Here is an 18,610-nt window from a genome sequence, read left to right on the forward strand (position 1 = left end):
TCACGACGCGACTCGGCCGAATGTGACCGATCCCGCGAGTTCTGGCGCTTCGCATCCCGGCAGGCGTCACAGACGGGCGTCTTCTCCCTAAGATGGCGCCGATACGCCGCGTACGTCCCGCACGGAGCCTTCGGACGCGCCATATCGCACCCCCTCAGATCAATTCGCACCCCTCAGCAATCCGCACGGGGGGATTTTCGCCACGGCCGAGCGGGAGACTGGCAGCACGTCGGGGCTCGGGGTGTACCCCCGGGGTCGGTAGAGTGACCGCATGAGTGATGCTCTTGTTCTCGACGTGGTGCTGGCGGGTGTTGCTGCCCTGAGCGCTGGGTTTGCTGCGTGGCAGGCTTACGAGGCTCGTAGGAGCCGGGTCGAGGCGCGGTCAGCGGCTGAGGACTCGACCAGGATGGTTGCTGCGCTGGAAGCTCAGGCCGTCGCGCAGCAGGAACTGGTGAAGCAAGGGGCGACTGGGGATTGGTCACCGCTCGAACATCGTGATGGTGATCTGTACGTGACCATGAACACCTCGGGGCGTGGGCTGCGTGTCTTTCAAATCGTTGCTGAGCCTGAGGCTGCGAGCAGCCTTGTTCGGTCTCGTGCTGAGCTTCCGGTGCTCGTGCCGAACGGCGGGCAGTTGCAACTCTTGATCTCGCGTAGGTTCGGGCTTTCGGTGGAGAGCGTGAAGCTGACGTGGGTCACTGGGAAGACCGAGATCGGCGAGATCGTTTTCTATCTCTAGGCGACGCGGTCGTGGTCGACGTGCATGCCGCAGGGCGCGGTGTGCTCGAGCATCTGGTCGTAGTCGGGGTGGTCGAGTGCTGCGGGTGTGGCGTAGACGGGGCCGGTCCAGCCGCGTGCTGAATCCTTCGAGCGTGGGGTGACGATGATGCTGTTGCGCCAGCCGCGGGACAGTTCGTACTCCTTGGCGTCGCGCATGCTGACGGCGATGATGATCGTGGTCACGATGCCTCAGCTTCGATGCGTTGCCGCTTGCGTTCGATGACGACGTGGGCGATGTGTCGGTAACCGGACTGCAGCTTCTGTTCGCGCCTGTGTCGGCGCAACCTTGCTCGCGTTCTGAGGTACGCGGAGTGGAGCACAGGATGGTTTCGGGTTCGGTCGAGGATCCAGAAGTGGAGTCGCTTGCGCTTCATGATGCCTCCCATATCTCGACGGCCGCGGCTTCGCCCTTGTCTCGATTGCACTTCCGATGGAACGGGTGTAGGTCTTGCTTCACGAGGTGCCCGCCGTTAGCGAGCGCGGTCGGGTGGTCGGCGGTGAAACTCATCGGGTCCGTGTATGGGAGCGTGGTGTCGATGGGGTCACCGCAGCCGTAGTCGCTGCCCCATCCGCAGGGCAGGTTCTCTCGTGCGGTGCGGCGCTTGAGTGCGGCTTGCTTGCGGCGGTAGGCGCGGTGGCCGGGGCCGTTGCGTATCTGCTGCGTGCCCACGGTCACCTCCGGGAACGACTGAGCCCCGAGGCCGTGAAGGCTTCGGGGCTCAGATGATGAGGATGCTGGCAGGTCGTTAGAACCCGGTGATCTCCTTGAACCGGACCTCTGCGATTTCTCCGTTGGTGTCGAGGCAGTGAGCTTCGAACTTCCACTTGCCGTTGGCGTCGATCGTGTTCGTGTTCGCAAGGCATGTGCCGAGGTTTGCGCCAGCAGCATCGTACGAATCGAACGTGATCTGGACGTAATTCGTGATCGCCTTGTCGCTGTTGTTGGACACATAGCCGCTTACGACAGTCGAGAACCCGTACTCGTCAGGCGCGACAGTCCATCCCTCGTCGAGAGTGAGGCGCTCCTTGGGCTCCGGCTGAGGCTCTTCCGCTGGCGTAGGCTCTGCCGCCGGTTCAGATGCTCCGGCTTCGCTCGGTTCGCTGGCCTGAGAGGAGGCCGCTTCCTTCGCCACGGAATCGACCGCTGCGCCGAGACCAGCCGTCGTGAAGCAGGAGGCAACCAGCGCCAAAGCGGCGAGGATCAGGCCCGTCAGCGCGAATGCCTTCGACTGCCTCTTCACGAGTGCGATGATTCCGAACACCACGCCGGTCAAGCCGAGGATGATGCCCAGAACCGGCACCAGCCCAAGCAAGAATGCGACGATTCCGACCACGAGGGCGGTGATCGCGAGCCCCTTCGGAGCGGACGGCGGCTGCGGGGGAGCGTACTGCGGTTGAGGTGGTGCGTAGGTGGGCTGGACGTTGGTCGGCTGTTCGCCGGTTGGTGTGCTCATGAGGAGATCATGGCAGACGGTCGTTGTCTATGTGGGCCACAGACGTGCTTCCGTGATGATTTGGTTATCCGACGGTGTGCGTGGGCTTTGGGCGCCCTTGCCCGACGCACACCGCGGGGCGGAAGGAATGAGAAAGGGCCGGTGCTTTCGCTGCCGGCCCACTTGCTCATCACTAACTCTGAGGGGTGACTTTAGTATCGGTCAATACTTCGTGTCTGTCGGCGTGTCGCCAGTGATTCTGCGCATCTTCCACTGGTGCGGGGGCCACGCCTTGAGGTTCTTCCGGTACCAGGCGTACAAGGTGACCTCGTGGACGATCTTTCGTCCGCGGTTGTCGGTGCGCATCGGCATGCCCTTGCGGTGCCAGCGCTGGAGGGCTCGCTTCGAGCGGCCGACCCGTGCGGCGGCGTCGCGGTAGGTCAGCCACTCGTCGCTCATAGTTCGGGGTAGTCCTTCCATGGCCAGGAGTCTCGGCAGGAATCGCACCGCATGGTGGGCTCCTGTGCTGAGATCTCGTAGGTGGGGTAGATGGTGCGCTCGCCGCATGTGGGGCACGGGCGAGGCCGGTACGCCCGGAACTGGGGTTCAGCGCGCGGGTATCTGCGTCGCATGTCGCGGATGAGGTCGATGAGGTGGTCCGGGGCGTCGTGGAGGGTCGGGTCGTGGGCGATCTGGTGAGTGCACGCCTCCAGCCAGCGCACGACCTCCCCGGCGAGCGTGAACGCCTCCGAGGGTGTGCAGACGGGCAGGCCTTGGGGTTCGTCTCGGCCGCGCCACATGCGCTCGCGGAGGGCTCGGGGTGAGGCGCCGCCGATCTTCTCCGCGACCTCCCGGCCGAAGATGATCAGGATGGCGTAGAGTTCGTCGGCGTCGTCGGCGGGATCCACCCGATAAGGGAGCCGGGTCTTCTCGGATCCTCCTGTGACGCGCACCGCCTCCATGTCCTGTGCCCCGACGGTGTTCTCGGCGAGCTCCCGCATGTGGAGGAGTTGGAACGGTGCCTGGCGGACATGCCACTGGAAGCTCTCGCTCCATGTGCGCTCAGTCTGCATGGGGCGCACCCCTTTCGAGTACTGGGATATAGTCCGTTGAATGACCAACGGAGAGCTCGCGATCTTGGTGCTTCTCGCCCTCTGCGTGGCGACGGTACTTCTGAGGCGATTGACCCTCTTTGTGAATGCGCGAGCTTTCAAAGTTGTCCCGCCATTTAGGAGTAGCTTTGGTCACCGAGCAGGTGTCCCTCTGCTCGCCTTCTCCATATTGGTTGCGGCGGTCTCGATCATCGGCTCGATCGCGTTTCCATTCCCGGGGCTCTGGGGGCCGACGGTGCTCGTGTTCTCCGTGATCTGGACGATAAACCGAAGAGCGCTCATTCGATATCTGCCGTGGTTCGCACCCGTTGAGATCGCACTCGAACGGGGCGACCGAATCGTACTTCTCGGTGGCGCCGCAGGCACTCTGATCGCCTACGTCCTCACATTGCCTCGATGAAGCACTCATCGCCCACCACCTCGCAGTCGGCCTTCCACTTCGGCTTCACAGATCGCTTGAGCAACGAACACCTCGCTCGACTCGTTGCCTTCCCACCGGTCGAGCGCTCTGTTGATCACCTCGGCGACCTTCTCGGGGTCGAGTTTCGCCTCATCCACCACGGGCGCAGCGACAAGAGCGTCGGCAAACCGAGTCATGCGATCCGCCTCTTCGCGCGCCACGACCGCGCCTGGGCTGTTCTCCGTGAGACTCGCGAGCAGGGTCATGTGGTCAGCGCGGTCCCGCGCCTCGGCGATCAGCTTCTCGCGGTCGGGGGACGGAGTAACTGCTACCGTTACCTGGTGACTGCACCCCTCCTCTTCTGGACCATCTTCACGGCTGCCGCGATCATCACCGCCGGCGTGACCGCTGTCGTCGCCTACCGGAAGAGCCGACGCGACCGGTAGCTCGTCCTGCGGGGCGACACCAGCAGCACGCGCGGCTACGAGAAGCAGATCACGCGCCTGCTCTCGCATCCCTTCGCGGTACTCCACATCCCGGTCACCTGTGAGTGATCCGCCGAGCTGCGCGTTCGTTGGCCAGGAGTCACCCTCATCGAGGCAAGCGAGTTCACGGGCCACGGCTTCGATCTGCTCCTCGGTGGGGTCGCCCCCGAGCAGACCAGCAGCACGGAACATCTCCGCGATGGTGCGCGCTTCGTGCGAGTCTGCGCGCCACGATGTGCCGTCGTGCGTATCTCCGCTCCACAGCGCGTTCAGCGCGTCGGCGGCGACCTGTTCAGGTGTGGTCGTCATGGTCTTGCCTTTCGGTAGTCTGTGCCCATGGAAGAGACACGGGATAAACGCGGCCTCGTCCTGGGATCCGTCGTGTGCGTGCTCGCGGCATTCGGGCTCGTCATCACGCTCATGCCGCGCACTGACCCACAGCAGTGGGGCGCAATCATCGTGGTCGGAGTGCTCGGACCGATCGGCGGGATCACCCTCGCGTCTCTCGCGGGGGTAGCTCTTCGCCGGGCCGTCGAGAAGCCTGCCAGGATCACTGCACGGGTCGGGATCGGGCTCTCCATCGCGGGCATCATTTCCGCGCTGTCACTCTGGACCCTCTGAGCGTCACCCATCGGTCTCGCCTCCTACCGGCAGCGGCTCCCACGGGGCAGCTTGACGGCGAACCCCTTCGCACCATCCCTCCTGCATCTCGACGAGTGCTCGCACGTCCGCCTCATCAGCTCCGATGTCGGTGATCGGTTGACCCGGTGTCTGTATCCAGCGCACCGCGTACTCCCACTCCCACTCGGGTGCAGCAGCACCGAGCACTGGGAACGCGGCCAGAATCGCGTCGGCCACGTCCATGAAATCGGTCCCGTCGAGTTCCTCAAGCAGGTCTGCCAGCCGTTCCCGCGCGTCTCCGTCCGGTACCGTGAGCGCCGAGAGAGCATCAGCGAGACGACGCGGCAAGCACGGCCACTCGTCACCACACCACTCACAAAAGGTCCCGCATTCGGGGCACCCAGCCGCGAAGTTCGTGTGACGGGGATTCCCGCAGCGCACGATCTCGACGTGCTTCTCGGCTTCCGCGATCAGGACTCGGGTCTTCTCACCGGTCATGGTCGTTCTCCTCTCCGAGAATGGCGCGAGCGATGGCGAGCGAATGCTGCACAATCTCCGCGGCCTGCTCGCCGTACATCGGCACGTAGAAAAGGCTCTGCGCGAACCGCAGGGTGTCGAGCATCGGCTCGACCGTGCGAGACAGGGCGACGATCAGTTCCGCGTCGGCGAGCGTAGGCGGCCAATCATCCGTCGTCTTGAGCACGTTCAGGTCGTGGCCGTACATCTGACCGAAGTACCCATCGACAGGACCCGGAATCGGGTTGGGCGCTGCGAGCGTCCGACCCGACTTGCCGTAGTCATACCAGCGCCACTTCCCAGGCTCCCCAGTCGCCTCGTCTCGTAGTGTTTCGAGCTTGCTGATCGCACGCTCCAGAATCTCGATAGCGGTCACGACTGAACATCCTCGATACCGAGAGCCGCAGCGATGTCGGGGCGGAGCGCTTCGGTCCCGGACTCGAAGAGGAGCGAGCGGCCCTGGTTGAGGTCGTACTCGACTTCGTGGCGGTGGAGCGCGATGAGGTTCTGGATGCGCTGCTGCTCCACCAGAGCTTCAAGAGCATCCGCAATCCGCTCATGCGGATCAGGCGGCAGCGTCATGAGGCGGCCGTGATCGGACCACGGGATGTCGTCTTCCGCGGCGTGGTCCGTTCGTTCATTCGTCATGGTCTTCTCCTTCAAGGTCAGTACGGGAAACATCGAAGCGCTCGAGGGCGTCGTACTGGGTCTCGGTCAGTGGTCGGGTGGGATCGTCAGGGACGACCGGGGGATGCAGGGGCGGGGCGGTCATGCGAGCGTTCCGAGGTCGAACAGCGGCTCTTGCAGGTGGGGGAAATCGGTGTCGTGGATCGCGGCGTTCTGCGCGGCGAGTTCCTGGTGATGCGTCTCGGGGCCCCGCCGACCACACACCTCGCACACGTTCACGAACAGTTCCTCGTGCACTCGGACGACAGAGCTCATCGGGCGCCTGCTTCCCGCGCCTCGGCCACGGCTTCGTCGGCTCGGTGTGCGGCGTGGCAGTCCGCACAGGTGGCGTCGCTGATCGGCACGATGCGTGCTGACCGGCGGCCGCAATAGGCGGCGGTGGTCGCAATTCCCTGGAAGCAGGTGCGCTCACTGGGCTTCGTCGAGACGTTCACAGCACGACCTCCCCGTCATCGGTAACGATCACGCCATGCGTCAGGCGCAGACCACGCTCGGCCATGTCCTCAGCGATGAGCGTGTCCACCCGCTCGGCGGCGTACATCAGCTCGGTCGCGAGGTCGCGCGCCTGCGACACGGTGTACCTCATGCGCTTCTTCTCCTGGCGGAGTTCGATGCGGTACTCGTCATCGACCTCGACGGATGCGAGCTCGATGGTGATGTTCTCCTGGATAGCCATGGTGTTCTCCTCAGAAGGGCTGTTCGTTGTCGAAGCCGGACGCGCCCTGCGCGCCCGACTGAGCGCCCTGCGCCCACGGGTTGGTGTCCGAGTAGCCGCCGCCCTCGGTGCTGCCGTAGGAGGGCTGCTGGCCGTTCCCGGTCTTCGCGTACCCACCACCCGCGGGGCCGGACCCGGCGCGGGACACGGCCGCGGTGGCGAAGCGGAGCGAGGGCCCGACCTCTTCCACCTCGAGGTCGAGGGACGTGCGCTGCTCCCCGTTCTTGTCCGTGTACGAGCGCTGCGACAGACGTCCCGTGACGATGACGCGCATGCCCTTCGTGAGCGACGCGGCGATGTTGTCCGCGTACTCTCCGTAGGCCCGGCAGCCGAGCCACAGCGGCTCGCCGTCGGACCAGTCGCCGGTCTGACGGTCGCGCACGCGCGGCGTCGAGGCGATCCGGAAGGTCACCCACGGCTTGCCCGCCTGCGACACGCGCGGCTCGGGGTCGGCAACGAGGTTGCCGACGACAGTCACAATCGGTTCTCCGGCCATGATCTATACCTCTCCCGCCTCGATCAGAGGCGTGTTCTCTTCTGTCTTCTGCACGATGCGGGCATACTCGCCCTCGAAGCGCAGCGTGCGTTCCCCGGTCGTGCCTTGCCGGTTCTTCGGGACGATGAACTCGATGTCCGTCGTCATGTGGCTCTTCCCGTTGATGCGCTTCTCCGGGCGGTGTAGGAGCACGATCGCATCGGCGGCGTGCTCGAGCGCCGCAGTCCCACGCAGATCGGTCACCACGGGGCGGGGCGACTTCCTCCCGGTCGAGTCGCGGTTGAGCTGCTCGAGCAGCACAACCGCACAGTCGAGGTCCTTCGCGAGCGCCTTCGCGTCGTTCGCCCACCCCTCGAGGTCCTGCGACCTCGACCGAGACCCCGCCGGCGACTTCACGAGACCGAGATAGTCGACGACGAGCAGCCGCAGATCCCCCTTCCGATGCAGGGCGCGGGCGAACCCCGTGACGTCCTCCCACGAAGCTCCCGCCCGGTCGTACACCTCGAGCGGGAGGCCTCCGATGGCGGATTCCGCCTCCTTCACCGCGAGCCATCCGCGCTCGGTGAGCTGGTGATGCTGCAGCGCCGACTGGTGGATGCCTTGCATCATCGACGCGAGCCGCTTCCACAGGTCCTTCTCGGTCATCTCGAGCGAGACATACCCGACCCTGCCGCCCGTCTCCGCGACGTGCTGCGCGAGCTGCAGCCCGAAGATGCTCTTACCGCCTCCCGAGCGGCCGGCGACGGTGTACATGGCGCCCGGCTTGATGCCGCCGATGATCGCGTTCAGCGACGGCCACGGCGTCGGCGTGTGCGGCACCTGCTCCCGCATCTCCATGATCACGTCGGCACCGACCTGCCCGATCGGACGCGACTGCCGGAGTGTTCCACCCCGGAGGTCGGACAGGATGCCGGACGCCTTCTCGATGATGTCTCCGCCCGCGTCGTCACCTGACGCAGCGAGTTCGCGGATCGCGTCCGCGGCCTCGGCGAGCTTCCTGCGCTCACCGTGACGGCGGACGATATCGGCGTACTGCATGGCCTGGTATCCGTAGGCGCCGACGCCGTCGACTTCGTGCGCATACTCCACGGGCACCTCGTGGGCGCGGCCGACCTGCACCAGCCAGTCGTTGACCGAAACCGGTGACGGCAGCCGAGACAGGTCTGCGACGGCGCACACCGCCTCGTAGAGCGTGGCGTTGCGGGGGACTGCGAAGTCCGAGGTGCGGACGATCTGTCGCACCTCCCACACCCGGGCGGGATCCGCGAAGATCGAGCCGAGGAGGTACTGCTCGGTCATGGGGTCGTACTGCATGTCCATCACAGGCCCTCCTCGATCTGCTCGATGATGTCTCCGGGGGTGATCCACCGGTGCCGGTTCGGCCCGTTGAAGTACGCGACGACTGCACGCTTCGCGTCCTCGATCGCGATCCGTTGGGGGCCGAGCGCGTCGATCCATGCCTGCGCCTCGAATTCGCCACGGACGCGGTGGTCGAACGCCGCGATGTAGGCGAGCAGGTTGAACGCGTCCTGCTTCGACGCGATCCGCTGCCTCCGATCCGGCGCCTCCTCCGGGGTCGGAGCGAGTTCAAGCGCGGCGCGGTCGTAGTCGCCGGCCGTGATGCCGCGCGCCGCCCGCTCCGCGAACGTCAGCCCGTCATGTGGAGAGCTCACGAGGACCACCCCCGCTCTGCATCTGCCGGGCCCGGTCCGCCATGATCTCCACGGCTGTGCGCCCGCCGCCTCGAGGGGGGAGAGGCCCGTTCTCCCAAGCCTCCGCGTTCAACCATGACGCCGGGTACTTCGTGTACGCCTGCTCCCGGTTCGGGTCAGCCCGATACGCGACCGCCGCAGAGATGAGCACCTCGGCGCTGGTCTTCTTGAGTGCGGCCTTGTAGGCGGTTCGAGCGCGGCCCTTGTCCTTCTTGAGGGGGTACGCCTTCCACCAGTCCTCGAAGGAGTGCGCATCATGCGCATGCGCATCTGCGCACTTATCTACCTCAGAACTATCTACCTCTATAGAAAGGAACGAATGCACGCTGGTGCCGGTAACCTCGGCACCCTGTGCCGGAAACCCCTCACCCTTTCCGGCACAGGGTGCCGGGAACTCCTGCGCATCCAGAGGGCGGTCCATCAGCCGGTAACCATCCGGAAGTCGACCGCCTGCCTTGGAGCCGCGCTTCACCCGCTCGACGACTCCGAGCGCTTCGAGTTCGGCGAGTGCATCACGCACCTTCCGTTCCGAGCAGCGGGCCTCCTCTGCGAGAGTCGCCTGCGATGGGTAGTTCCCTCGGAGACCGGCTCGAGTCGCGAGGGAACCGAACACCATCACGGCGTACAGCGACACTCGCTCGTGCTCGCGGAACATCCACGTGGGGATCGCGGCGAATCCTTCTGCCATCTCTCTCAACTCCTTCCTGTGTTCGTGATGCCGCCGGGCATCTCGTGATTGATCTCTGACATCCACCGGTCCCAGTCGTCCCCGTAGATGTCGCGCATCATCTCCGCGGCCTCCTCCGGGGTGATACGCATCGCGTCCCCGGTCTCCAAGAGGACCGCCCACCCGCGCTGCCACCGGTAGTAGACGGGCACTGACGAGGGGTCTTTCACCCACTTGCGGACCTTCCACCCGTACGCGAGCGCCATGACCTGTAGATCCCGCTCGCACCGCTCGTTGATCTCCGCGGAGAGAGTGAGCGAGTCCGTGATCGAGGGGCGGATCTTCGACCCACCCATCCCGACCGCACGCCGATGCTGATGCGTCAGTGCATCCGACCTGCCGGTGGCGGCGCAGCGGTGCTTGTCCCGCGCGTACATCTGCGACCGGACCTTCGCTGTCGGCCGCGTCATGAGAACACCACCGACTTCGTCACCCGGAACTCATGCACCCCGGACCACACGACCCGGTTGATCGAGTGCAGCGACTCCAGCACGAGCATCCCCGTACGCGGATCCCGCTCCTCGACCCGGTAGGGTCGGGTCTCGTCATCGACACGGACGACGTCGCCGACGTGGATCTCCTGCAGCATCACGACTCGGGCTCCTCGTTGACGATCTCGGCGTCGATGATGGTTTCGCGCAGGTCACGGATCAGGTCACAGAGGTACTCGTCGACCGACGCTGCCTCCACCGGGCCAGAACCGATCCGATCGCGGTAACGCTGCACCGTGGCGATCGCCCGCTCCGTGGGTGCGAAGTCCCCGTCGAGATAGGCGCCGATCACGCTCGCGTCTGCGAGTACATCGCTCACCGGCACCTGCGTCTCCGCGACCCTGAGCGCCCAAACCAGGGCGTCTTCGCGCGTCCACGGCGCCCGCCCGGCGACGGGCTTCTTGTTCGTATCCATGTCCTTCATGCCCTCCTCGGGTTGCTCGCCAACTGGTATGTGGCGAGCACCAATTTCGATTGCGTCTGCAGCGACGACTTCCGCGAATCGACCAGATCCGCGAGGCCCTTCGCGTAGCGGTAGGCGATCTGCGCCGCGGCTTCCTCGGCGCGCTCCTGCTCGGTCGCGAGATCCACCGCAGCGGTCCGCTCGGCCGCGTTCTTGCCCTCCACGGTGGCCTGAGCCTTCGACCGCGCCCGCAGCAGCACCTCGGCGGCGTCCCCACGCACCCGGTCGGCCTCCTTCACGATCCACAGCGCCTTGTTCGCGACCGAGTCGACGAGCTCGAGCTGGTGGATGATCTCGTCAGGGGTGCGGATGGTGCCCGGGGCGGGCGGCTCGATCGCGATCTCCTTCCGCATCTTCGCCACCCACCCCTCGACCTCCGCGGCGGTGTGCGGTTCGGCGTTCACGCCTCACCTCGTGCTTCGACCTCAGCCTTGGCCTGGCGCAGGACGTGATCGAGGGTCATGTCCTCCACGAGCACCTGCCTGAGCAGCCCGGCCTCCTTCGCCTCGCCGTGGAGGGTGCGCAGCATGTTGACCGCGACGACCGAGTCCTCGGTGGAGAGGCACTGCTGGATGCGATCCACCCATGCCGCCGCGTCGAACGGTGCTTCCTCCACGACCTCGGCGTCGACCGGATCCTCCACGTCAGGAGTCGGTGCCTGCCGGGGTGCGGGCTGCGGGGCGCGCTGCGCCGCCTTGGTGCTGCTCGCCTGGTCCATCTCTTCCGAGCTGTACAGGCCGGAGAGGTCCTGCGGGAACGCCTTCCGGAGCGCGAGCATCTCCGCGCACTTCGCGAGCATCAGCGCGGGCATCTTCTGCCACATCGGCCCACCGGCCGAGTACGCCTTGAACGTCGCCACCGCAACCAGCGGCTCACGGAACGATCGACGGTACACCCCGACCCGGGCGGCGGCTGGCGGTTTCGTATCGTCGAGCCACACGTCGACCCACGTCACACCGTCAGCGGTCCACTGCGCCGCGGTCTGCCCCTCGTACTCGCCGGAGCGCTCGGCGACGAGGCGGGCGCCGTCGATGCTGATCTGGATGCCCCACTTCCCGCCGCGCTGGATCGCGTAGATCTGTCGGGCGATCGGGTCGAGACCGGTGCGCTGGCAGTGCGCGAGGAACGCCTCGACCGTCGCGCGCGGGGCGAGCTGCTTGTTCGCTGCGGGGCCGGTTACGAGGCCGGCGGCTTCGACGAGCGCGGCCTCCTGCGGCGTCCACGCGTTCGGATCCCCGGTGGTGGGGAGTGCGAGTGCGGTACTCATGACTTCGTTCCTTTCCCGGCGGTGATGGTGGCCCGCGCCGGCTTGCCCTTCGTCACCGTCGTGACCGTCTTCGTGTGCTGGTTCGCCAGCTCGTCCCATGCGGCCTGCAGCTTCTCGACGCGGGCCTTCGCCCGAGCGAGCTGCTGCGCCTCCTTCGGGTGCGCCGCCTCTGCCGCCTCGAGGTCGACGACCTCCTCCTCGATCTCCTCGTCCGGCGTTCCGGGCGTGATCGTGACGCGGGCGAGCGGGGACTCCTGCGAGATGCCCCGCTCGATCGCGGCCCGATACGAGGCCTCCTTGAGCGCCTTGCCCTCCTTCTCCGCGGCGAGACCACGGAGGTAGTTCACGGCGTTCGTGTCCTGTTCCTCGTCGATCACCGGCGCCTCGTCGGCGTCCATCGCGGCGAGGACCAGATCGGCGACCTCGACCAGCTGCGCGATCATCTCCTCGTCGCGCGGGAACCACTCGCGGGATCGCGGGCCCGGACGGAAGTTTCCCGGCTCGCCGAGTCGCACCTCGCCGTTCAGCCAGCAGCCGATCGCGCCGGTCACGTGGCAGAGCCACATCATCTGCCACTCGTAGCCGGATGCGGCGAGCGCAGCGGATCCCTTCGGCTTCGGCGAACCCCATGTCTTGATCTCGTCGAGCACGAGGTTCCCGTCGAAGTCCACCGAGATCCCGTCGGGGGAGGCGAGGTAGCGGCTGTTGCTCGCCGCATGGAAGACGCGAGTCTCCGGAGCGACACCGAACCCGGCGAGGTCGGCGGCGATGATCGGCTCCCGGAGGTTGCCCCACTCCGTGAAGGCGTTCCCCGTGAACGGATCGCCCTCGCGTTTCTTGCGTACGAGGTCGGCGATCGCGAGGTCGCGGTTCGGCGCGGTCATGATCTTCGCGAGCTCGGTCGCGGTGACGCCCTGGCGCCGCTCGGCGAGCCACGCCTCCCTGTCCTGGTCCGAAGCGCCAGCGCGCGCTTCCAGATCGAGCAGCGCGGGCACTGGGTCGAGATCCGTGAATGCAACGCTCACTCGGGCTCACCACCCTCGACGGCCGTGAGCGTCGGCTGCTCGACGTCCTCGATCGGGAGCGGCTCGTTCCCGGTCCGCTTCGAGTACGCGTCGGCGAGCATCTTTCGCGCGGCCTGTGCATCCTCGCCCTCGACGGGCTCGATGTGCTTGATCATCACCGACGCGAACCGTGGCTTCCCGGTCTCATCGACGAGACGGTGGCGGGTCATCACGACGACCGCGACGATGTCCTGCGGGTCGCCTCCGCGCAGGAACTCGTCCTCGTGCTGCTGCATCCCGTCGAGCTCCTCGGCGGGACGCTTTGCTGCGAATCTCAGAGTCATTTCTCATTCCTTCTCTCGGTAGACGCTCACGCGAGCGCCCGGGTTGGGGCCGTAGACCTTGCGGCCCGGCCACCGGACCATCTGCGCGTCGTCTCGCCACACACCGGCATCGGTGATGCCGTCGCACAGCGCGCGCAGAAGCTTGTCCCCATCCGGCTTCACGGACGGGTGCGAGCGCTTCACGCTCTTGGGGCGCTCGAAGACGAACTCGTGCACGAGCACGAGCGGGCCCTCGAACGGTTCGGCGATGCCGGCCGCGACCATCGCGGCCTTCGCCGCGGCGGTGACCTGCCGACGCCAGGGGCGCAGCTTCTTGGCGTTCGCGTCGACCGCGCGCCCGTTGAACACGGTCTTCGAGCCCTGGGGGATCGGCACGCCTGCGACGGTGAAGCTCAGCAGCAGCTCGCTCATGACGTCACCTGCTGCCAGAGGGCCCGGAGTCGTGCCACCCAGCCACCACGACGCACAGGGCGACGATCCAGAGGCAGAGGATCCCGACCGCTTGCAGGAGGAGTGGGAGGTACCACAGGAGCCCGGTGAGCGCTGCGGAGGCTGTGATGCCCGCGAGCAGGCACAGGCACCGCCATGTCGCAGTCAGCGGTCCAGTCACGCGACGCATTCACTGCTCGCCCCGCTTCTGCTGCTCAGCGTGCGCGATCCTGCGCTCTTCCTCGCAGTTCGGGCACCCGCACGGCCCCCGCAACCCGAGAGCGTCGAGGATCGACTGGCCGAGCGGGGACTCCGGGTCCACCTCCATGGCACCCGCCAGCCGGGGCCCGCGAGTCTTCATGCGGTCGAGGTCAGCCTCGATCACCGACGTGACCTCGGTGAGCATCTTCGCGAGCTCACGCTCACGCTTCCTGCGCCGCACCTCTTGACGGACCGTGAGCGTGAGCGACAGGCCCGCAGCGACCGCGTAGACAGCCGTCGCGGTGACGAGGCCGACGACGAGCGCGGCTTCAAGGGTGGGGTTCATGATGGGTTCCTTCCGGGAAACTGGGTGCACTGATGGAAGCCCTCCCCAGCGAGGGCGCAAGATTGGTTCGAGTGCTGGGAGAAGAGCGGTCTTAGGAAGCTCGGCCGACGTGACGAGTCGATTCGACCCAGTCGTCGATCTCCGACTGCTCGTAGATCACGGTTTTCTGCGAAGGCTTCCGCCAGTCGGGGCGCAGGCCCTTCTTCCGCCTATCCGAGAGGATCTCGACGGTAAGGCCCGGGACTCGCTCACAGACCATCTCGGGAGAGAGCCAGACGGGCTCGCGCCTGGACTTCGATTTGCCCGCGGGCAGAGCCGAAACGACGGCACTCATGCTGCGGTCCCACCCAGATCGAGCTGATCCAGCGGTGCGTACTTCTCGATGAAGTACTGCTGCCCCTTCCCGGTGACCTTCGGGGTCTTCGTGAGCAGCACATGCCCGTCGGGATGCTGCCGGGTGGACTCCTTGATCTCGAACAGGCCGAGCTCCATCGACTTCTGCGTCGGCATGTTCCAGTCCGACCCGCGACGCCGGATCAAGTACCCGTCCGTGCGGAGCTTCTCGAACAGGCGGTTAGCACCGAACGGGGCGCCGTTCGCGCGGAGGATCTTCGCGAGGTCCCCGACGAGGATCGTCGACGGCGACGCGGCGACGGCTTCGGCGAAGTGCACCTTCGGGGCGTCGGCCGTGATCTTCGCCTCGAGCTGCTCGACTCGGCGTGCGGTGATCGCGAGCGCCTGGTGCACGATCTCGTCTTCCGAGAGCGCCACCTGCGTGCCGTACGAGCCCGTCTTGCGGATCTGGGGGAGTACCTCTGAGGTGATCCACCGGCGGAACGCGGCGGCTTCGGGCTTGTCGGAGCGGATCACGACCTCGTACATCCCCGCCTCCGAGACGATGGTCATCGACTGGCGGCCTCCAGGGGTATCCGCCTGATGGATACCCTTCATCTCGTGATCGAGACGAGCCGCGGCATTGCCGACGTTCCTGATCTCGAGCACACGGCAGAGGTCGGCGAGCACGAACCACGGCTCGTTGTCGATCAGGACGACGCGCACGTCGCGCCCATCGAAGGCGAACGGTACGATCTGATTGGACATTGGTTTACTCATTTCTGGTGTCTTGCCCGCTGTTACCGCAGCGGGCATCTTTCGTCGAGCGGGGATAACCTGAGATGACCTTCAGCAACTGGATCTCTCTGGCGGCAATCGCGTTCTCCGCGGTCGCTCTCGTCGTTTCGATTGCTTCTGATCGACGCGCCGCCCAGAAGCATGGGTTCGACATCGAAAGCACTTGGCACGCCGAGGTTGAGGTCGAACACGAGGCCAAACGGGTGGCCATCCGATTCATATGCAAGGGTCCGCAGCAGATTCGACGCGCCTGGGTGAAGACCGGTCCACTACTAATGGGCGTTCGCACTCTCCCCATCTCGTATCTGACAGAAGGGTACGAAGTGACCGACGGCGATTTCATCCATCTCGACCTGCCGTTGCAAAGCGACATCGCCGACCTCATTCCCGACACGATCGAGATCGAATGGCTTTACGCGATGCGGAAGTGGCCTCGCGCATGGGCCCGACTACGTCGTCTCTCAGCGCCCGAGGGATACGCCGAGCCTCTTCACTTCCACAACGTGGTGATGCGCGACGTGAAGCGCGCCGTAGCGAATGAGCTGAAACAATCAAGCTGATCAGAGCGAGTATGAGCGCTGAAGTATCGAGCCAGTTCACGCTCCCACCGCCTCACGCTGCTCAGCCGGCTGGGGCGCGCGGAGACTGGGCACCTCCACCACGTCGAAGGCTTCCCCGAGCCCGAGCCCGAAGGCCTCGGCCACGCCAGCCATGAACGCAGCGGAGGGGGTCGCCCCCTTGTCGATGCGACGCAGCGTTACGCGATCAACTCCGATCATCCGCGCCTGCACTTCCTCGGTCGGGATGTGTCGTGATTCGCGGAGTCGCTTCAGTAGCCCCTCCTTGATCCGAATCGTTGCCGACATTTCAACTCCTTTCGTGATGCGTTTTTGCCTTGCGATGAGGAGAGTCTGCCACATTTTTCGGCAAAAGTGTGGAGAAAGTGCCACATAACTACATCCATGTAATGCAGTTCCGCGAAATCATGCGGCAGTTCCGCTTGCAAATGATGCAAAGATGCATCAAGATTGGGGTGTGAATAGAGACGCTTCGGACCTCCTCCTTGCAGCCACCGGCGAGCGAAGCATTCGTGCGGTCGCTCTGCGCGCGGGCTTCGACCCAAGTACGCTCACTCGTCAGGTGAAATCCGGAATCAAGGCCGAAACGGTGATCGACGTCGCTCGCGCCTACGGACTGCCTCCTGTGATGACACTCGTGCGATTCGGTTTTCTGACCGAGGCCGAAGCGCACGAGGCAGCGAGCGACAGTGCACTCGCAGGCGCATCCGACGAGCGGCTTGCTCAAGAGATTCTTGACAGAGTTCGAAGCCAGAACGCCTCCGCGGCGCTTACAGAACCTCTCAGTGGCCAGGGTCCAGTTGATGAGAATGTCGGCGGTAAGCCCGAGGATGAGATTCCCCACATCGGAGCTGTCGACGTCGAAGCTCTCCGACGAAGCGGGGTAGCCCTCGCCGCTGACGAGCGAGACGGAATCGAAGAAGAACAAGAGCAATCCCAGGAACTGCCGTAGGAGGCACCATGCAGAGAGTGATCGCGGAGGCTGACCGACAGGGCGCACGCCTCGCGTTTGCCGCCCTCCCTCCACCCATGCGAGCGATGTACCTCGACGACCAGGACCTCATCCTCGTCAGCGATCGCCTCGACCCAATCCAGATCGCCGAGTCAGCAGCGCACGAACTCGGACACCGGAAGAATGGCGACCGATGCAGCTCGCCCGAAGCCGAAGAACGAGCATGGATCTACGCCGCCAAGGTCCTCATCCAGCTCGAACCGTACATGCGCGCCGAGCTCGAGGACCCGCACCCTCTGGCCATCGCCCACAAGCTGAACACGACCCGGCGCATGGTCGAGCTCTACCAGCAGCACCACCTGCAAACTCAAGCGCTCGCAGCGCCCCGCAACATCTTCGGCGAGTACGAAGACGACGGGAACGACGCCGACAACTACTCCGCACACAGCCTGCAAACCCGGCGCCGAACGACCTGCGGACTGATCGCCTAGACCACCCAGAAACAGAAAAGCCCCCGAACCGCGGATCCGTAGCCACACAGAAACCCGCGGCCCGGGGGCCAGAACACGATCCACCAGAAAGGTGAACCGATGCGAACAACGATAGTCGAGCCTGCCCGAAAGCGGGCCCGCTGATGGCCACGATCAAGCCCTACGACACCGCGGCCGGGAAAAGGTACCGGGTGCGCTACAGGAAGCCCGACGGCGCCCAGACGGACAAGCGCGGCTTCAAGACGAAGCGTGAGGCGGAGCTCTTCCTCGCATCAACGACGATCTCGAAGGCCACAGGGGACTACATCGACCCGCAGGCCGGGCGCACCACGGTCAGAGCACTCGGCGAGACGTGGCTCGCCGGGCAGACGCACCTCAAACCATCCTCCGCTGCCGCGTTCGCAGGGTCATGGCGCACACACGTCGAACCTCAGTGGGGGGAACGCCAGGTCGCATCGATCACCTACTCCGAGATCCAGGCGTGGGTGTCGGAACTCACCGCGGGTATCCCCGATGTCAAGGAGGGGGAGTGGGTGCGCAAGCCGAAGAGCGCTACGACAGTGCACCGCGCTCATAGCGTGCTCTCCGCGGTGCTCGATGCGGCCGCACGCGACCGCCTCATCGCGTCGAACCCCGCCCGAGGAGTGAAGCTGCCACGTAAGGTAGGCCGACGCCACGCATACCTCACTCACGCGCAGGTCGCCCACCTCGCCCGCGAAGCCAAAGAGCACGCCCTGCTTGTCAACCTGCTCGCTTACACCGGTCTTCGATGGGGAGAAGCGACCGCACTGCACGTCTCCGACATCGACCAGATGCGGAAGCGCCTGCGCGTCTCTCGCAACGCCGTAACCGTGGCAGGGAAGATCATCCCTGGCACACCAAAGACGCACCGCGCCCGGACTGTGCCTGTCCCAGCCTTCCTCCTCGCTGACCTGCTCGAACAAATCGAAGGACGCGGGCCCGACGCGCTCGTCATCGGCGATGGAGTGACGCATCAGTCGGCGCCGGCGGCGGGCCGTAACTGGTTCTCCGGCGCCGTGAAGCGATGCCGAGCGATCGACAGTACTTTCCCGGTCATCACGCCGCATGACCTTCGCCACACAGTAGTGCCCCGTAAAGTGGTGTAGCGCACGGTGGCCAGCACGTCGTAGAACGTGGACGCGGTCACCGTGTGATCCTTCGAGGAATCTCCTACAACCCACTCGAAAGGCATCAACACGATGACCGCT

The 18,610-nt window shown here is 65.5% G+C and carries 34 protein-coding genes; 7 read left to right on the plus strand and 27 right to left on the minus strand.

From position 1 onward, the window contains the following. Positions 1–271 precede the first annotated feature (271 nt). Entirely contained in the window at positions 272–739 is a 468-nt protein-coding gene (locus J4H91_RS11060) for a hypothetical protein (RefSeq protein ID WP_208046319.1), read from the plus strand. On the opposite strand, the gene J4H91_RS11065 is transcribed toward J4H91_RS11060, so the two are convergent. The 5 genes from J4H91_RS11065 to J4H91_RS11085 form a co-directional block, all read right to left on the minus strand. Beyond that, positions 736–963 carry a hypothetical protein gene (locus J4H91_RS11065; protein WP_208046320.1) on the minus strand — a complete coding sequence of 76 codons (228 nt, stop codon included), beginning with the start codon at positions 961–963 and terminating at the stop codon, positions 736–738. The two genes, J4H91_RS11060 and J4H91_RS11065, sit on opposite strands and share 4 nt — an antisense overlap. A 187-nt stretch (positions 964–1,150) precedes the next feature. After that, positions 1,151–1,450 carry an HNH endonuclease gene (locus tag J4H91_RS11070; protein WP_208046321.1) on the minus strand — a complete coding sequence of 100 codons (300 nt, stop codon included), beginning with the start codon at positions 1,448–1,450 and terminating at the stop codon, positions 1,151–1,153. 76 nt (positions 1,451–1,526) lie between these two features. Then, the gene (locus tag J4H91_RS11075) at positions 1,527–2,234 is read right to left on the minus strand and encodes an FxLYD domain-containing protein (RefSeq protein WP_208046322.1); all 708 of its coding nucleotides are present in this window, start codon (positions 2,232–2,234) and stop codon (positions 1,527–1,529) included. A gap of 201 nt (positions 2,235–2,435) precedes the next feature. After that, complete coding sequence (locus J4H91_RS11080) at positions 2,436–2,672, minus strand: hypothetical protein (protein ID WP_208046323.1); 237 nt, start codon at positions 2,670–2,672, stop codon at positions 2,436–2,438. Then, positions 2,669–3,286: a hypothetical protein gene (locus tag J4H91_RS11085; protein ID WP_208046324.1), complete on the minus strand. Its 618-nt coding sequence runs from the start codon at positions 3,284–3,286 to the stop codon at positions 2,669–2,671. The genes J4H91_RS11080 and J4H91_RS11085 overlap by 4 nt, the downstream gene beginning before the upstream one ends. A 40-nt stretch (positions 3,287–3,326) precedes the next feature. Here J4H91_RS11085 and J4H91_RS11090 point away from each other — a divergent pair, with 40 nt between their 5' ends. Then, on the plus strand, positions 3,327–3,725 hold the full coding sequence (locus tag J4H91_RS11090) for a hypothetical protein (protein WP_208046325.1): 399 nt from the start codon (positions 3,327–3,329) through the stop codon (positions 3,723–3,725). Positions 3,726–3,730: 5 nt separating this feature from the next. Here the strand turns inward: J4H91_RS11090 and J4H91_RS11095 are convergent, their stop codons facing one another. Beyond that, positions 3,731–4,519, minus strand: coding sequence for a hypothetical protein (locus tag J4H91_RS11095; RefSeq protein ID WP_208046326.1), 789 nt, complete (start codon positions 4,517–4,519; stop codon positions 3,731–3,733). A gap of 27 nt (positions 4,520–4,546) precedes the next feature. Here J4H91_RS11095 and J4H91_RS11100 point away from each other — a divergent pair, with 27 nt between their 5' ends. Continuing rightward, entirely contained in the window at positions 4,547–4,831 is a 285-nt protein-coding gene (locus J4H91_RS11100) for a hypothetical protein (protein WP_208046327.1), read from the plus strand. A gap of 3 nt (positions 4,832–4,834) precedes the next feature. On the opposite strand, the gene J4H91_RS11105 is transcribed toward J4H91_RS11100, so the two are convergent. The 20 genes from J4H91_RS11105 to J4H91_RS11200 form a co-directional block, all read right to left on the minus strand. Beyond that, a complete protein-coding gene (locus tag J4H91_RS11105; protein ID WP_208046328.1) occupies positions 4,835–5,329 on the minus strand; it encodes a hypothetical protein in 495 nt (164 codons plus the stop codon). Next, positions 5,319–5,723 carry a hypothetical protein gene (locus J4H91_RS11110; RefSeq protein ID WP_208046329.1) on the minus strand — a complete coding sequence of 135 codons (405 nt, stop codon included), beginning with the start codon at positions 5,721–5,723 and terminating at the stop codon, positions 5,319–5,321. Before J4H91_RS11110 ends, J4H91_RS11105 begins: the two co-directional genes overlap by 11 nt. Then, complete coding sequence (locus tag J4H91_RS11115) at positions 5,720–6,010, minus strand: hypothetical protein (protein ID WP_208046330.1); 291 nt, start codon at positions 6,008–6,010, stop codon at positions 5,720–5,722. The genes J4H91_RS11110 and J4H91_RS11115 overlap by 4 nt, the downstream gene beginning before the upstream one ends. A 105-nt stretch (positions 6,011–6,115) precedes the next feature. Next, a complete protein-coding gene (locus J4H91_RS11120) occupies positions 6,116–6,289 on the minus strand; it encodes a hypothetical protein (RefSeq protein ID WP_208046331.1) in 174 nt (57 codons plus the stop codon). Between the two features lie 175 nt (positions 6,290–6,464). Next, a complete protein-coding gene (locus J4H91_RS11125) occupies positions 6,465–6,710 on the minus strand; it encodes a hypothetical protein (RefSeq protein WP_208046332.1) in 246 nt (81 codons plus the stop codon). 10 nt (positions 6,711–6,720) lie between these two features. Then, on the minus strand, positions 6,721–7,245 hold the full coding sequence (gene ssb, locus J4H91_RS11130) for a single-stranded DNA-binding protein (protein WP_208046333.1): 525 nt from the start codon (positions 7,243–7,245) through the stop codon (positions 6,721–6,723). A 3-nt stretch (positions 7,246–7,248) separates the two neighbouring features. Beyond that, positions 7,249–8,565 carry a replicative DNA helicase gene (locus J4H91_RS11135; protein ID WP_208046334.1) on the minus strand — a complete coding sequence of 439 codons (1,317 nt, stop codon included), beginning with the start codon at positions 8,563–8,565 and terminating at the stop codon, positions 7,249–7,251. After that, positions 8,565–8,918 carry a hypothetical protein gene (locus J4H91_RS11140; RefSeq protein WP_208046335.1) on the minus strand — a complete coding sequence of 118 codons (354 nt, stop codon included), beginning with the start codon at positions 8,916–8,918 and terminating at the stop codon, positions 8,565–8,567. Before J4H91_RS11140 ends, J4H91_RS11135 begins: the two co-directional genes overlap by 1 nt. Then, a complete protein-coding gene (locus J4H91_RS11145; protein WP_208046336.1) occupies positions 8,902–9,645 on the minus strand; it encodes a helix-turn-helix domain-containing protein in 744 nt (247 codons plus the stop codon). The genes J4H91_RS11140 and J4H91_RS11145 overlap by 17 nt, the downstream gene beginning before the upstream one ends. A gap of 5 nt (positions 9,646–9,650) precedes the next feature. Further along, positions 9,651–10,094 (minus strand): hypothetical protein, encoded by a 444-nt coding sequence (locus J4H91_RS11150; RefSeq protein ID WP_208046337.1) that lies wholly within the window; start codon positions 10,092–10,094, stop codon positions 9,651–9,653. Continuing rightward, positions 10,091–10,276 (minus strand): hypothetical protein, encoded by a 186-nt coding sequence (locus J4H91_RS11155; RefSeq protein WP_208046338.1) that lies wholly within the window; start codon positions 10,274–10,276, stop codon positions 10,091–10,093. Before J4H91_RS11155 ends, J4H91_RS11150 begins: the two co-directional genes overlap by 4 nt. Then, positions 10,273–10,599, minus strand: a complete 327-nt coding sequence (locus tag J4H91_RS11160; RefSeq protein WP_208046339.1) for a hypothetical protein — start codon at positions 10,597–10,599, stop codon at positions 10,273–10,275. The genes J4H91_RS11155 and J4H91_RS11160 overlap by 4 nt, the downstream gene beginning before the upstream one ends. Next, positions 10,596–11,042 (minus strand): hypothetical protein, encoded by a 447-nt coding sequence (locus J4H91_RS11165; RefSeq protein WP_208046340.1) that lies wholly within the window; start codon positions 11,040–11,042, stop codon positions 10,596–10,598. Before J4H91_RS11165 ends, J4H91_RS11160 begins: the two co-directional genes overlap by 4 nt. Beyond that, entirely contained in the window at positions 11,039–11,905 is an 867-nt protein-coding gene (gene bet / locus J4H91_RS11170; RefSeq protein ID WP_208046341.1) for a phage recombination protein Bet, read from the minus strand. Before bet ends, J4H91_RS11165 begins: the two co-directional genes overlap by 4 nt. Next, positions 11,902–12,930 carry a YqaJ viral recombinase family protein gene (locus J4H91_RS11175; RefSeq protein WP_208046342.1) on the minus strand — a complete coding sequence of 343 codons (1,029 nt, stop codon included), beginning with the start codon at positions 12,928–12,930 and terminating at the stop codon, positions 11,902–11,904. Before J4H91_RS11175 ends, bet begins: the two co-directional genes overlap by 4 nt. After that, entirely contained in the window at positions 12,927–13,253 is a 327-nt protein-coding gene (locus tag J4H91_RS11180) for a hypothetical protein (protein WP_208046343.1), read from the minus strand. Before J4H91_RS11180 ends, J4H91_RS11175 begins: the two co-directional genes overlap by 4 nt. Positions 13,254–13,256: 3 nt before the next feature. Next, positions 13,257–13,664 (minus strand): RusA family crossover junction endodeoxyribonuclease, encoded by a 408-nt coding sequence (locus tag J4H91_RS11185; protein WP_208046344.1) that lies wholly within the window; start codon positions 13,662–13,664, stop codon positions 13,257–13,259. A gap of 208 nt (positions 13,665–13,872) precedes the next feature. Next, positions 13,873–14,229 (minus strand): hypothetical protein, encoded by a 357-nt coding sequence (locus J4H91_RS11190; RefSeq protein ID WP_208046345.1) that lies wholly within the window; start codon positions 14,227–14,229, stop codon positions 13,873–13,875. Positions 14,230–14,320: 91 nt separating this feature from the next. After that, positions 14,321–14,563, minus strand: coding sequence for a hypothetical protein (locus tag J4H91_RS11195; RefSeq protein WP_208046346.1), 243 nt, complete (start codon positions 14,561–14,563; stop codon positions 14,321–14,323). Then, complete coding sequence (locus J4H91_RS11200) at positions 14,560–15,330, minus strand: phage antirepressor (RefSeq protein WP_208046347.1); 771 nt, start codon at positions 15,328–15,330, stop codon at positions 14,560–14,562. The genes J4H91_RS11195 and J4H91_RS11200 overlap by 4 nt, the downstream gene beginning before the upstream one ends. A 74-nt stretch (positions 15,331–15,404) precedes the next feature. Between J4H91_RS11200 and J4H91_RS11205 the strand changes: the two genes are divergently transcribed. After that, on the plus strand, positions 15,405–15,920 hold the full coding sequence (locus J4H91_RS11205; protein ID WP_208046348.1) for a hypothetical protein: 516 nt from the start codon (positions 15,405–15,407) through the stop codon (positions 15,918–15,920). Positions 15,921–15,956: 36 nt separating this feature from the next. Here J4H91_RS11205 and J4H91_RS11210 read toward each other — a convergent pair whose 3' ends face one another. Further along, a complete protein-coding gene (locus J4H91_RS11210) occupies positions 15,957–16,226 on the minus strand; it encodes a helix-turn-helix domain-containing protein (RefSeq protein WP_208046349.1) in 270 nt (89 codons plus the stop codon). Between the two features lie 151 nt (positions 16,227–16,377). On the opposite strand from J4H91_RS11210, the gene J4H91_RS11215 reads away from it, so the two are divergent. The 3 genes from J4H91_RS11215 (at position 16,378) to J4H91_RS11225 (ending at position 18,508) form a co-directional block, all read left to right on the plus strand. Next, positions 16,378–16,890: a hypothetical protein gene (locus tag J4H91_RS11215; RefSeq protein WP_208046350.1), complete on the plus strand. Its 513-nt coding sequence runs from the start codon at positions 16,378–16,380 to the stop codon at positions 16,888–16,890. An 8-nt stretch (positions 16,891–16,898) separates the two neighbouring features. Continuing rightward, positions 16,899–17,381: a hypothetical protein gene (locus tag J4H91_RS11220; RefSeq protein WP_208046351.1), complete on the plus strand. Its 483-nt coding sequence runs from the start codon at positions 16,899–16,901 to the stop codon at positions 17,379–17,381. A gap of 143 nt (positions 17,382–17,524) precedes the next feature. Further along, positions 17,525–18,508: a tyrosine-type recombinase/integrase gene (locus J4H91_RS11225; RefSeq protein WP_208046352.1), complete on the plus strand. Its 984-nt coding sequence runs from the start codon at positions 17,525–17,527 to the stop codon at positions 18,506–18,508. Positions 18,509–18,610 lie beyond the last annotated feature (102 nt).

Origin of the sequence: Leucobacter ruminantium (assembly GCF_017565705.1) — a bacterium.
GTDB lineage: Bacteria > Actinomycetota > Actinomycetes > Actinomycetales > Microbacteriaceae > Leucobacter > Leucobacter ruminantium.

Coding starts and splice junctions, on each gene's coding strand:
- J4H91_RS11095 (WP_208046326.1), bottom strand. CDS start 4,519: ATGACGACCACACCTGAACAGGTCGCCGCCGACGCGCTGAACGCGCTG.
- J4H91_RS11205 (WP_208046348.1), top strand. CDS start 15,405: ATGACCTTCAGCAACTGGATCTCTCTGGCGGCAATCGCGTTCTCCGCG.
- J4H91_RS11125 (WP_208046332.1), bottom strand. CDS start 6,710: ATGGCTATCCAGGAGAACATCACCATCGAGCTCGCATCCGTCGAGGTC.
- J4H91_RS11220 (WP_208046351.1), top strand. CDS start 16,899: ATGCAGAGAGTGATCGCGGAGGCTGACCGACAGGGCGCACGCCTCGCG.
- J4H91_RS11145 (WP_208046336.1), bottom strand. CDS start 9,645: ATGGCAGAAGGATTCGCCGCGATCCCCACGTGGATGTTCCGCGAGCAC.
- J4H91_RS11190 (WP_208046345.1), bottom strand. CDS start 14,229: ATGAACCCCACCCTTGAAGCCGCGCTCGTCGTCGGCCTCGTCACCGCG.
- J4H91_RS11200 (WP_208046347.1), bottom strand. CDS start 15,330: ATGTCCAATCAGATCGTACCGTTCGCCTTCGATGGGCGCGACGTGCGC.
- J4H91_RS11210 (WP_208046349.1), bottom strand. CDS start 16,226: ATGTCGGCAACGATTCGGATCAAGGAGGGGCTACTGAAGCGACTCCGC.
- J4H91_RS11215 (WP_208046350.1), top strand. CDS start 16,378: ATGCATCAAGATTGGGGTGTGAATAGAGACGCTTCGGACCTCCTCCTT.
- J4H91_RS11150 (WP_208046337.1), bottom strand. CDS start 10,094: ATGACGCGGCCGACAGCGAAGGTCCGGTCGCAGATGTACGCGCGGGAC.
- J4H91_RS11120 (WP_208046331.1), bottom strand. CDS start 6,289: ATGAGCTCTGTCGTCCGAGTGCACGAGGAACTGTTCGTGAACGTGTGC.
- bet (WP_208046341.1), bottom strand. CDS start 11,905: ATGAGTACCGCACTCGCACTCCCCACCACCGGGGATCCGAACGCGTGG.
- J4H91_RS11160 (WP_208046339.1), bottom strand. CDS start 10,599: ATGAAGGACATGGATACGAACAAGAAGCCCGTCGCCGGGCGGGCGCCG.
- J4H91_RS11100 (WP_208046327.1), top strand. CDS start 4,547: ATGGAAGAGACACGGGATAAACGCGGCCTCGTCCTGGGATCCGTCGTG.
- J4H91_RS11085 (WP_208046324.1), bottom strand. CDS start 3,286: ATGCAGACTGAGCGCACATGGAGCGAGAGCTTCCAGTGGCATGTCCGC.
- J4H91_RS11090 (WP_208046325.1), top strand. CDS start 3,327: ATGACCAACGGAGAGCTCGCGATCTTGGTGCTTCTCGCCCTCTGCGTG.
- J4H91_RS11080 (WP_208046323.1), bottom strand. CDS start 2,672: ATGAGCGACGAGTGGCTGACCTACCGCGACGCCGCCGCACGGGTCGGC.
- J4H91_RS11180 (WP_208046343.1), bottom strand. CDS start 13,253: ATGACTCTGAGATTCGCAGCAAAGCGTCCCGCCGAGGAGCTCGACGGG.
- ssb (WP_208046333.1), bottom strand. CDS start 7,245: ATGGCCGGAGAACCGATTGTGACTGTCGTCGGCAACCTCGTTGCCGAC.
- J4H91_RS11075 (WP_208046322.1), bottom strand. CDS start 2,234: ATGAGCACACCAACCGGCGAACAGCCGACCAACGTCCAGCCCACCTAC.
- J4H91_RS11105 (WP_208046328.1), bottom strand. CDS start 5,329: ATGACCGGTGAGAAGACCCGAGTCCTGATCGCGGAAGCCGAGAAGCAC.
- J4H91_RS11135 (WP_208046334.1), bottom strand. CDS start 8,565: ATGGACATGCAGTACGACCCCATGACCGAGCAGTACCTCCTCGGCTCG.
- J4H91_RS11185 (WP_208046344.1), bottom strand. CDS start 13,664: ATGAGCGAGCTGCTGCTGAGCTTCACCGTCGCAGGCGTGCCGATCCCC.
- J4H91_RS11195 (WP_208046346.1), bottom strand. CDS start 14,563: ATGAGTGCCGTCGTTTCGGCTCTGCCCGCGGGCAAATCGAAGTCCAGG.
- J4H91_RS11225 (WP_208046352.1), top strand. CDS start 17,525: ATGGCCACGATCAAGCCCTACGACACCGCGGCCGGGAAAAGGTACCGG.
- J4H91_RS11060 (WP_208046319.1), top strand. CDS start 272: ATGAGTGATGCTCTTGTTCTCGACGTGGTGCTGGCGGGTGTTGCTGCC.